At 63.2% G+C, this 9,786-nt stretch carries 8 protein-coding genes; 5 read left to right on the top strand and 3 right to left on the bottom strand.

Annotated features, from left to right (window positions below; genetic code table 11):
• Nucleotides 1-188 precede the first annotated feature (188 nt).
• The 3 genes from CER19_RS08840 to CER19_RS08830 form a co-directional block, all read right to left on the bottom strand.
• Complete coding sequence (locus CER19_RS08840; protein WP_116666143.1) at nt 189-983, bottom strand: MipA/OmpV family protein; 795 nt, start codon at nt 981-983, stop codon at nt 189-191.
• A gap of 16 nt (nt 984-999) precedes the next feature.
• Nucleotides 1,000-2,823: a serine hydrolase gene (locus CER19_RS08835; RefSeq protein ID WP_116666142.1), complete on the bottom strand. Its 1,824-nt coding sequence runs from the start codon at nt 2,821-2,823 to the stop codon at nt 1,000-1,002.
• 223 nt (nt 2,824-3,046) lie between these two features.
• Complete coding sequence (locus tag CER19_RS08830; RefSeq protein WP_003191032.1) at nt 3,047-3,928, bottom strand: LysR family transcriptional regulator; 882 nt, start codon at nt 3,926-3,928, stop codon at nt 3,047-3,049.
• 272 nt (nt 3,929-4,200) lie between these two features.
• Between CER19_RS08830 and CER19_RS08825 the strand changes: the two genes are divergently transcribed.
• The 5 genes from CER19_RS08825 to CER19_RS08805 are packed head-to-tail and all read left to right on the top strand — an operon-like array spanning nt 4,201 to nt 9,605.
• The gene (locus CER19_RS08825; RefSeq protein WP_116666141.1) at nt 4,201-5,019 is read left to right on the top strand and encodes a MaoC family dehydratase N-terminal domain-containing protein; all 819 of its coding nucleotides are present in this window, start codon (nt 4,201-4,203) and stop codon (nt 5,017-5,019) included.
• 28 nt (nt 5,020-5,047) lie between these two features.
• Nucleotides 5,048-6,211 (top strand): acyl-CoA dehydrogenase family protein, encoded by a 1,164-nt coding sequence (locus CER19_RS08820; RefSeq protein WP_116666140.1) that lies wholly within the window; start codon nt 5,048-5,050, stop codon nt 6,209-6,211.
• Nucleotides 6,212-6,221: 10 nt separating this feature from the next.
• The gene (locus CER19_RS08815) at nt 6,222-7,571 is read left to right on the top strand and encodes an MmgE/PrpD family protein (protein WP_116666139.1); all 1,350 of its coding nucleotides are present in this window, start codon (nt 6,222-6,224) and stop codon (nt 7,569-7,571) included.
• A gap of 10 nt (nt 7,572-7,581) precedes the next feature.
• A complete protein-coding gene (locus CER19_RS08810) occupies nt 7,582-8,775 on the top strand; it encodes a CaiB/BaiF CoA-transferase family protein (protein WP_116666138.1) in 1,194 nt (397 codons plus the stop codon).
• 14 nt (nt 8,776-8,789) lie between these two features.
• On the top strand, nt 8,790-9,605 hold the full coding sequence (locus CER19_RS08805; protein WP_073453287.1) for a CoA ester lyase: 816 nt from the start codon (nt 8,790-8,792) through the stop codon (nt 9,603-9,605).
• Nucleotides 9,606-9,786 lie beyond the last annotated feature (181 nt).

The following is a 9,786-nucleotide window of genomic DNA, read 5'->3' as shown; positions in this document are numbered from 1 at the left end:
GAGTGGGGCGGGGCGTCGTTTCGAATGACGTGGGCATACGCCGAGTAAGGGGGCTTGCCCCAATGCCATCCTGTAGGAGCGAGCTTGCTCGCGAAAAACCTCAACGATAACGCGTGTTTTCTGGATAAACGCGGCGCCTGCGAGTTTTTCGCGAGCAAGCTCGCTCCTACAGAGGGCAGCTAATTAGATCAGAAGGTGTACTGCAGCTCCCCCGACACCGACGCCTGCAGCCGCTGCTCCACAATCGGGCTCTTGCCTGCTTCATCTGCCAGGTATTGCACATCCAGCAAGGTCGAGAATTTGGTGTGTTCGCTGATTGGCAGGCTCCACGTCAGGCTCATGCCATTGCTGATATTGCCTGCGCCAGCCTTGTAGGCCTTGAAGCGGCTACGGGCGGCCTGGTCGGTGGTCACGCCGTACCAGGTCTGCAGGTAGTTACGGTCACCGAAGTGGCTGTTGAGGCTGGCATCGACCGAGCCGTAGCGGCCTTTATACAGCTGGGTGCCCAGGCTCAGCGCCAGGTGGGTGTAGGCCTGGCCCGTGTCTTTTTTGCGGTCGTCTTCCTTGAGTGCATGTTCCAGGGTGGCGCCGATGATCACCGCGCCCAGGGTGTAGGCAGCACTTACCCCCAGTTGCGGGCGGGACTTGATCTCGCCCATGCCTTTGAGGCGGTCGGCGCCGGCATGCAGGCTTTGATTTTTATCCTTGCGTGAGCCGCTGGCGCCGACATAGGTACTGAACTTAAAGGCGCCCCCGTCGTAGCCCCAGCCCAGGCCTCGGTCGGTGTCGAGAAAAACCCCCCAAGGGCTGATGATTTGGCCACCCAGTATAGGGGCGGTGGTGCGTTCGTCGCTGCCGCTGTAGCGGGGCACGTTTGTTGCGCCGGCCTTGAGGCTGTACTGCCAGTCTTCGGCCAGCGCGGTGTTGGCGGTGGCGAGCAGGCACAGTGAGGTCAATGACAGGCACAGGCTTTTTGAGTGCATCAGGGTGTTTTCCTGGTTAAAGATTCAAGGGGGCGTGGGGTGAATGGGTGCGTTTGAACGAATAGCCCGAAGCACTCAGCCCGTTGACCTGGCGGCTGACGGTATCGCCCAGGCCATAGCCGTTGCCGGCCAGTACCGCGTGGGCGTTGTCGATGGGCAGCAGGATGTAGTCGGTCAACGGCTCGCCGTGCAATTGGCCGCGAATCACCAGGAAACCGTCCTCCTGGCGCACGCTGATGCCACTCAATGGCGCGTCGGGTTCATGGCTGCTGAGCACCTGGTAGGTGCCGACCGTGTTGGCCCAGGCGGCGGACAAGGGCGGCGGCTCGATGCGCTCCCCGATGGCAATGCGTTGGCCGTGGCTGCGGGCGGTGAGCATTTGGCGGCCTTGTACCTTGACCATATCCAGCTGCACGCGGCCCAACTCGCCCAGGTCCTTGCGCCAGAACCCCAGTATCTTTTTCTGCGCCCGCAGCCAGCCTTGCTCATCACGCAACAGCTCAAAGTCGTAGCCGGCCAGTTCACCGGTCAAGCGCGCATGCTCATCCCTGATGCGAAACACGCCCCAGGCAGTCGCGTAGAAGCCGGCCAGGCGCTTGCGGTCCACCGCCGCCGGTACATGGCGCAGCTTGAGGCCATGGCTCGGTGCCTGGCAGTCATCGGCACACACGGGTTGGCCGGTCTGTGCCTGGAGCATCAGTCGCAGGCTGTCGGTGGTCAGCGACACCACCATGTCTTCGGCGTTGCTGTCGTTGGCCATGATGATCACGGCCAGTTGCTGGTCCGGCAGCAGGGTCAACTGGGCCACGAAGTCGTCGCCGCCACCGCTGTGCTGGTAGGTGCGCACACCGGGGCCGATGGGCTCGTCACCACAGGGCGCCAAGAACCAGCCCAAGCCCATCTGGCAGTCGAAATCCAGGGCGTTGCCGGTGTTTTGCTGGGTAAACATGGCGTCGATAGAAGCGCTGCCGAGGATCTGGCTGCCCTTGTAGGTGCCGTTGGCAAACAGCATGCGCACGTAGCGGCTGAGGTCTTTGGGGCTGGTCCACAGGCCACCGGCGGCGAGGTCACGCACCTGGGCGTCGGTGCTGGCCTTGCCGTCCTCGTAGCCATGGGCGCGAAAGCTCATTTGCGCACCGGTGCCCAAGAAACTGGACTGGTTCATTCGCAAGGGTGTGAGCAGGCTGCTTTGCAACTGGGCTTCGAAGCTTTTGCCGCTGCTGCGCTCGATGGCGGCACCGACCAAGGCATAGCCAAGGTTGGAATACGCCACCTGGGAGCCCGGCAGGCTGCTCAGCCACACACCCGACACACGCATCGGCATTTGCCCCATGGCATAGGTGTTGCGCAGGTCGCGCAGGTGCTCGCTGGGCAAGCCGGATTGATGGCTGAGCAAGCGCCGCAAGGTGATCGCTCGATCCGCCTCGGCCTGGTCGCTGTGAAAGCGGGAGCGTACGTAGAACTCACGCAGGGTCTGCTGGATCGGCGCATCCAGCGCCAGGTGTTGCTGCTCCACCAGTTGCAGCGCCGCCGTGGCGGTCAGCAGCTTGGAGATGCCACCGGCGCGAAACGCGGTATTGGGCGTGACCGGCACCCCCAGGTCTTTGTCAGCCAGGCCAAAGCCGCGGGCCCAGATCAGCTCCTGGCCATTGACCAGGGCAATCGACAATCCCGCCACATTGTCCCGAGCCATCTCCCGGGGAATGCGGGTTTGCAGGTAGCGGATGATTGCACCGTAATCGCCTTTTTGAATCGGCGGCGGGGCAGGCGGTTGCGAGTGGCAACCGATACTGCTCAACAGGCAACCCAATAGCGGAATACCGCGCAGTCTGCGAAACATCAAGAGCACCCGAGTGATGATTTGGATGCTGGAATGCTAGGGCGGCGGGGGCTGAGAATCTTTGAGTGCTTTGTCGGGAAACTGTCAAAGACTGTTAACGGCAAACTGTAGGAGCGAGGGGGACGCCTAGTTCTTGCTCGCGAAAAACTTACAGGCGCCGCGTTCATTCAGCAAACCCACGTTATCGTTGACGTTTTTCGCGAGCAAGCTCGCTCCTACACGATCACGGCATCAACGTGGCGATCAGCGCGCGAATGGTCCCCGGCAGCGCTTCCAGCTCGCGTACCAGGATGCTGCGCTCGCGAATCGCCCAGGGCTCGTCCAGTTTCACCGTCACCAGCTGCATGGTGCGGCTGTGACGCAGGGCGGCGGACTCAGGAATGATGCCAATGCCCACGCCGGCCTCGACCATCCGGCAGATCGCCTCGAAGCTCGAGACCTGGATACGCAGCGACAATTGCTTGCCCAGGCGCTCGACGTGTTCACGCAGGAAGCTCAACAGCGTGCTGCCTTCATGCAGGCCGATATGCTGATACGCCAGGGTCTGTTCAAGGGTCACCGAAGGCAGGTCGGCCAAGGGATGCCCGACGGGCACCATCAGCACCAGTTCATCGGTGCTGAAATGCAACACCTGCAGGCCGGAGGCTTCCACGGGGCCGGCGATGATACCCATGTCACTGGTGCCATCGAGCACCCCGCGCACGATGTCCCGTGACAGGCGTTCCTGCAGGTCGACGGTGACGCCCGGTCGCTGCGACAGAAAGCCTGCCAGGACCTCCGGCAAAAACTCGGTGACCGCCGTGGTGTTGGCGAAGATACGGATATGCCCGGCCGAATCCACGCCGTATTGGGTGAACTCGCTTTTGAGGTAATCCACCTGGCGCATGATCAACCGCGCATGGTGCAACAGCCGCTCGCCTGCCGGGGTGATCTCCACGCCCCGGCTGTCGCGGTACAACAGGCGCGTGTCGAGCTGGCCTTCCAGGGCCTTGATCCGCGCACTGGCGGCGGCCGGCGACAGGAAGGCGCGCTTGGCACCCTGGGTGAGGCTGGGGGATTCGGCGATATGGATAAACAGGCGCAGGTCGGCGAGGTCGAAGTGCATGCAAAACTCCCGGTATAAACACCAAACCTCATCACAATGAAGACCCAAATGTGGGAGCGGGCTTGCTCGCGAAAGCGGTGGATCAGCCAATGTATTCAGTGACTGACACTGCGCTTTCGCGAGCAAGCCCGCTCCCACAGGGATATGCGGTGTTTTTCAATTAATGGCGTTCAGCATAACCGAACGCTGGTTTATTGAAATGCAAATTCTCAGAACGGGCACGCCCTTGCATGATCCACGTCAGACACCCATTGCCTGAGGACCTGCAACCGATGAGCGCCACTGATTGGATCGGCCGAAGTGAGACCGCCCACGACCATCTGAGCCATAACCTGCTCAAGCGCATCGCCGCGACATTAGGTGAAGAGGTGCCTGCCGACGGCGACGCTGTGCCTGCGTTGTGGCAATGGTGTTTTTTCCAGGACCCGTTGCCGGAATCGGCCTTGGGCAGCGATGGCCACCCCGCACGCGGCGGGTTCCTGCCGCCGGCCGATAACCGCAATCGCATGTGGGCCGGTGGGCGTGTTGAATTTCTGCACCCGCTGCGGGCTGGCGAGGCGGCTACGCGCGTGTCGACCATCACTCAGGTCGAAGAAAAGACCGGACGCACCGGCTCACTGTTATTTGTCACCGTGCGCCATGACTACTCCCAGGAAGGACGCCTGGCCATCCGCGAGGAGCAGGACATCGTCTACCGCGAGCCCACGCCACCCAAGCCTGGCAGCGGCGACGCGCTGGCCCGGGGCGAATGGACAGAGGCCGTCGAGCCGACGCCGACCCTGTTGTTCCGCTACAGCGCCGTCACGTTCAACGGCCACCGCATCCATTACGACTACCCCTATGTCACCGGCACCGAAGGCTATGCCGGCCTGGTGGTGCATGGCCCGCTGATCGCCACCTTGAACCTGCGTGCGTTCTGCCGGGCGCACCCTGAGGCGACCCTGCACCGTTTTGCCTATCGCGGTGTGCGCCCACTGATTGCGCCACAGCCTTTTGAGGTCGGCGGGCGCATCACCGCAACCGGCGTCGCAGAACTCTGGGCTGGCAACACTGAAGGCCTGGCGCAGACCGCCCAGGTGCATTTCGAATAACCCGATAACAACAGGCGGAGAGCCGTTAATGAATGCCCATGACAACGAAGAACTCAATGCCATCCGCGACGGCGTGCGCGCCTTGTGCGCCGAGTTCGATGCCGCTTACTGGCGCAAGATCGATGAAGAAAAAGGCTTCCCCGAAGCCTTCGTCAAGGCCCTGACCGACGCCGGCTGGCTGTCGGCAATGATCCCCGAGGAATACGGCGGTTCCGGCCTGGGCCTGGCCGAAGCCTCGGTGATCCTTGAGGAGGTCAACCGCTGCGGCGGAAATTCGGGCACCGTGCACGGCCAGATGTACAACATGTTCACCCTGCTGCGTCATGGCAGCGAGGTGCAAAAGCGCTACTACCTGCCCAAGCTGGCCAGCGGTGAATTGCGCTTGCAGTCGATGGCCGTCACCGAACCCACTACCGGCACCGACACCACCAAGATCAAGACCACGGCGATCAAGCGCGGCGACAAGTACGTGATCAACGGCCAGAAAGTCTGGATCTCACGGGTACAGCATTCCGACCTGATGATTCTGTTGGCTCGCACCACGCCTTTGGCCGAAGTAAAGAAAAAGTCCGAAGGCATGTCGATCTTCCTGGTGGACCTGCGCCAGGCCATCGGCAACGGCCTCACCGTGCAGCCCATCGCCAATATGGTCAACCATGAGACCAACGAGCTGTTCTTCGACAACCTGGCGCTGCCCCTGGACAGCCTGATTGGCGAGGAGGGCAAGGGTTTCAAATACATCCTCGATGGCCTGAATGCCGAGCGCACCCTGATTGCCGCCGAGTGCATCGGTGACGGCCGCTGGTTTGTCGAAAAGGCCAGTGCCTATGCCCGCGACCGCGTGGTGTTTGGCCGGCCCATCGGGCAGAACCAGGGCGTGCAGTTCCCGATTGCCGAGGCGCATATCGAGATCGAAGCGGCCGACCTGATGCGCTGGCGCGCTTGTGAAGAGTACGACAGCGGCAAGAACGCCGGGGCCAGTGCCAACATGGCCAAGTACCTGGCGGCCAAGGCGTCCTGGGAAGCGGCCAACGCCTGCCTGCAAACCCACGGCGGCTTCGGCTTTGCCTGCGAGTACGACGTGGAGCGCAAATTCCGCGAGACTCGCCTGTATCAGGTAGCGCCGATCTCCACCAACCTGATCCTGTCCTACGTGGCCGAGCATTTGCTCGAACTGCCACGTAGCTTTTGAGGGCCTGAGCATGAGCCCTACCCAAGCCCTGTGCCGGTTCCTGGCCGAGCTGACTTACCCTCAGTTGCCCGAACACGTGCTGGCGCGTACCGAAGAGCTGTACCTGGATTGGCTCGCGTCCGCCTTGGCCAGCCAAGGCGCGCATCCGATTCCCCTGTTTGAACGCTACGCGCAGAAGATGGGCCCGAGCAGCGGCCCGGCCCAGGTGATCGTCAACGGCACCGGCACCAGCGCGTATTTCGCCGCACTGGTCAACGCTGCCTCCTCACACCTGGTGGAGCAGGATGATCTGCACAACAGTTCCGTGCTGCACCCGGCCACCGTGGTGTTTCCCGCCGCGTTGGCGGCTGCCCAAGACCTCGGCAAGTCTGGCCGTGAACTGTTGCTGGCCTCGGTGGCCGGCTACGAGGCGGGGATTCGCATCGGTGAGTTCATGGGCCGTTCCCACTACCGCATCTTCCACACCACGGCCACGGTCGGCACCCTGGCGGCGGCGGTCGCGGTGGGCAAGTTGCTCGATTTCAACGAAGAACAATTCATCAACCTGCTCGGCAGCGCCGGCACCCAGGCTGCCGGGCTGTGGGAGTTTCTGCGCGATGCCGCCGACTCCAAGCAACTGCACACGGCCAAGGCGGCGGCGGACGGCTTGCTCGCGGCTTACCTTACGGCCGATGGGCTGACCGGCGCGCGCAATATCCTTGAAGGTGACCAAGGTTTGGCGGCAGGTATGTCCAGTGACGCCGAGCCAGGCAAGCTGTGCGCTGGCTTGGGCAGCCGTTGGGCGCTGGTGGAAACCTCGTTCAAGTTCCACGCCTCCTGTCGCCACACCCATCCTGCTGCCGATGCGCTGCTGGACGTGATGCAGCGTGAAGGCTTGAGTGCTGCGCAGATTTCCCAGGTGCAAACCCATGTGCACCAAGGCACCATTGACGTACTCGGCCGAGTGACGGTGCCGGCCACCGTGCATCAGGCAAAATTCTCCATGGGCACCGTGCTTGGGCTGATCGCTGTGCATGGCAAAGCCGGGTTGCCTGAATTCCATGAGCTGGCGTTGACCGATCCTGCGGTCGCGGCGTTTCGCGACAAGGTTTGCATGACCCTGGACCCCCAGGTCGACAGCGCCTACCCGCAACGCTGGCTGGGCCGCGTCACCGTCACCACCACCGATGGCCGCACGCTGCACGGTGCCATTGATGAACCCAAGGGCGACCCGGGCAACACCCTGAGCCGTGCCGAGCTGGCGGACAAGTTCCAGCGCCTGGCCCACTTCAGCGGCGCCCGCACCCCGGCCCAGGCCAACCACCTGATCGAGCAGGTGTGGAACCTGCGCACTACCGCGTCCATGGCCCATTGGCTTTGAGGGATTTGTCATGACTGAACAACGACCGCTGGACGGCATCACCGTCGTCAGCCTGGAACACGCGATTGCCGCGCCATTCTGTACGCGCCAACTGGCCGATCTCGGTGCCCGGGTCATCAAGATCGAACGCCCCGGCACTGGCGATTTCGCCCGTGGTTATGACGAGCGGGTGCGCGGCCTGGCGTCGCATTTCGTCTGGACCAACCGCTCCAAGGAAAGCCTGACCCTGGACCTCAAGCAGGACGAGGCGGGCGCCATTCTGGATGCGCTGCTGGCCGATGCCGATGTGCTGGTGCAGAACCTTGCCCCCGGCGCGGCGGCGCGCATGGGCTTATCGTTCGAGGCGCTGCACGCGCGCTTTCCACGGCTGATCGTCTGCGATATTTCCGGCTACGGCGAAGGCGGGCCCTACGAGAAAAAGAAAGCCTACGACCTGCTGATCCAGAGCGAGGGCGGCTTTCTCTCGGTGACCGGAGGCCCAGAAGAAGAACAGATGGCCAAGGCTGGTTGCTCCATTGCGGATATCTCCGCCGGGATGTACGCCTACAGCGGCATTCTGTCGGCACTGCTGCTGCGCGGCAAAACCGGCCAGGGCAGCCGCATCGATGTGAGCATGCTCGACAGCCTGGTGGAGTGGATGGGCTACCCGATGTACTACGCCTTCGACGGCGCGGCGCCGCCACCGCGTGCGGGTGCCGCGCATTCGACGATTTACCCCTACGGGCCGTTTCCCACCGGGGGCGGCGGCACGGTGATGCTCGGCTTGCAGAACGAGCGCGAATGGGCGGCGTTCTGCGACAAAGTACTGCTCACCCCGGCGCTGGCCACCGACGAGCGCTTCAGCGCCAATTTCAAGCGCTCGGCCAACCGCGAGGTGCTGCGCCAGATCATCGTGGAGCGCTTTGCCCAACTGGACGTCGAGGCGGTGATCCAGCGCCTGGAAGACGCGCAAATTGCCAGCGCGCGGGTCAACGACATGCAAGGCGTGTGGGACCACCCGCAACTCAAGGCCCGCGACAGCTGGCGCGACGTCGACAGCCCGGCGGGGCCGTTGCCGTCGCTGCTGCCACCGGCCCGTAACGCCGCGTTTACCCCGCGCATGGACGGCGTTCCAGCGCTGGGGCAACACAGCCAAGGCATCCTCGATCAGTTGGGGTACTCCATTGAGGCCATTAACCACCTGCGCGAGCGCGGCGTTATCTAATCAGGAATCAAGTGATGCCAAAGCCTTTAGTACGTTCTGCGCTGTTTGTGCCGGGCAGCCGCCCGGAGCGGTTTGCCAAGGCCCTGGCCAGCGGCGCCGACGCAGTGATTGTGGATTTTGAAGACGCGGTGGAAGAACCGCTCAAACGTCAGGCCCGGGATAATCTGGGGGCATTCCTGTGCGCCCATCCCGAGGCCCAGGTGTGGGTGCGCATCAACGCGCCGCAACATGCCGAGCATTTTGAGGACGTGGCCTTCTGCAAGGCCCATGCAAATGTGGCCGGGGTGTTGCTGCCCAAGGTCGAAAGCGCGGCCCAGGTGGCGGTGGTGGCGGCGACCGGCAAGGCTATCTGGCCGATTATCGAAAGCGCACGGGGTTTGCTGGCACTGGCGCAGATTGCCCAGGCGCCCCAGGTGGAGCGCCTGTCATTCGGTGGCTTGGACCTGGCGCTGGACCTGAACCTGAGCAGTCACTCCCGTGCCGCCGAATTGGCCCTCGACCAGGCGCGCCTGGCGCTGATCGTGCACTCGCGCGCCGCTGGCCTGGCGGCGCCGCTGGACGGCGTGCACCCGGCGATCGACGACCCCGAAGGCCTGCACCGCTCGATCCGGCACGCTTATGAAATGGGCTTTGCCGGGGCGTTGTGCATTCACCCCAAGCAAGTGGCGGTGATTCATGCCGCGCTGGCGCCGAGCGCTGAAGAGCTGGCGTGGGCCAGACGGGTGGTGGAGGCGGGCGCTCATGGGGCAGGGGCTTATCAGATAGATGGGCAGATGGTGGATGCGCCGGTGTTGCTGCGCGCGCAACGGCTGCTGGCCGCGCAACTGTAACTGACAAAACCGGGAACAAAGTGTGGGAGCTGGCTTGCCTGCGATAGCGGCAGAACAGTCAATGTATGTGTTGCCTGACACACCGCTATCGCAGGCAAGCCAGCTCCCACACTTTGTTCCCGGTTTTGTCAGTTACAGTTGCGCGGCCAGCAGCCGTTGCGCGCGCAGCAACACCGGCGCA

It is taken from the genome of Pseudomonas sp. GL93 (assembly GCF_003408955.1).
Taxonomy (GTDB): Bacteria; Pseudomonadota; Gammaproteobacteria; order Pseudomonadales; family Pseudomonadaceae; genus Aquipseudomonas; species Aquipseudomonas paracarnis.
Note: the sequence above shows the minus strand (reverse complement) of the source record. Positions and strands in the feature narration are given on the sequence as shown.

Coding starts and splice junctions, on each gene's coding strand:
- CER19_RS08840 (WP_116666143.1), bottom strand. CDS start 983: ATGCACTCAAAAAGCCTGTGCCTGTCATTGACCTCACTGTGCCTGCTC.
- CER19_RS08810 (WP_116666138.1), top strand. CDS start 7,582: ATGACTGAACAACGACCGCTGGACGGCATCACCGTCGTCAGCCTGGAA.
- CER19_RS08820 (WP_116666140.1), top strand. CDS start 5,048: ATGAATGCCCATGACAACGAAGAACTCAATGCCATCCGCGACGGCGTG.
- CER19_RS08805 (WP_073453287.1), top strand. CDS start 8,790: ATGCCAAAGCCTTTAGTACGTTCTGCGCTGTTTGTGCCGGGCAGCCGC.
- CER19_RS08835 (WP_116666142.1), bottom strand. CDS start 2,823: ATGTTTCGCAGACTGCGCGGTATTCCGCTATTGGGTTGCCTGTTGAGC.
- CER19_RS08830 (WP_003191032.1), bottom strand. CDS start 3,928: ATGCACTTCGACCTCGCCGACCTGCGCCTGTTTATCCATATCGCCGAA.
- CER19_RS08815 (WP_116666139.1), top strand. CDS start 6,222: ATGAGCCCTACCCAAGCCCTGTGCCGGTTCCTGGCCGAGCTGACTTAC.
- CER19_RS08825 (WP_116666141.1), top strand. CDS start 4,201: ATGAGCGCCACTGATTGGATCGGCCGAAGTGAGACCGCCCACGACCAT.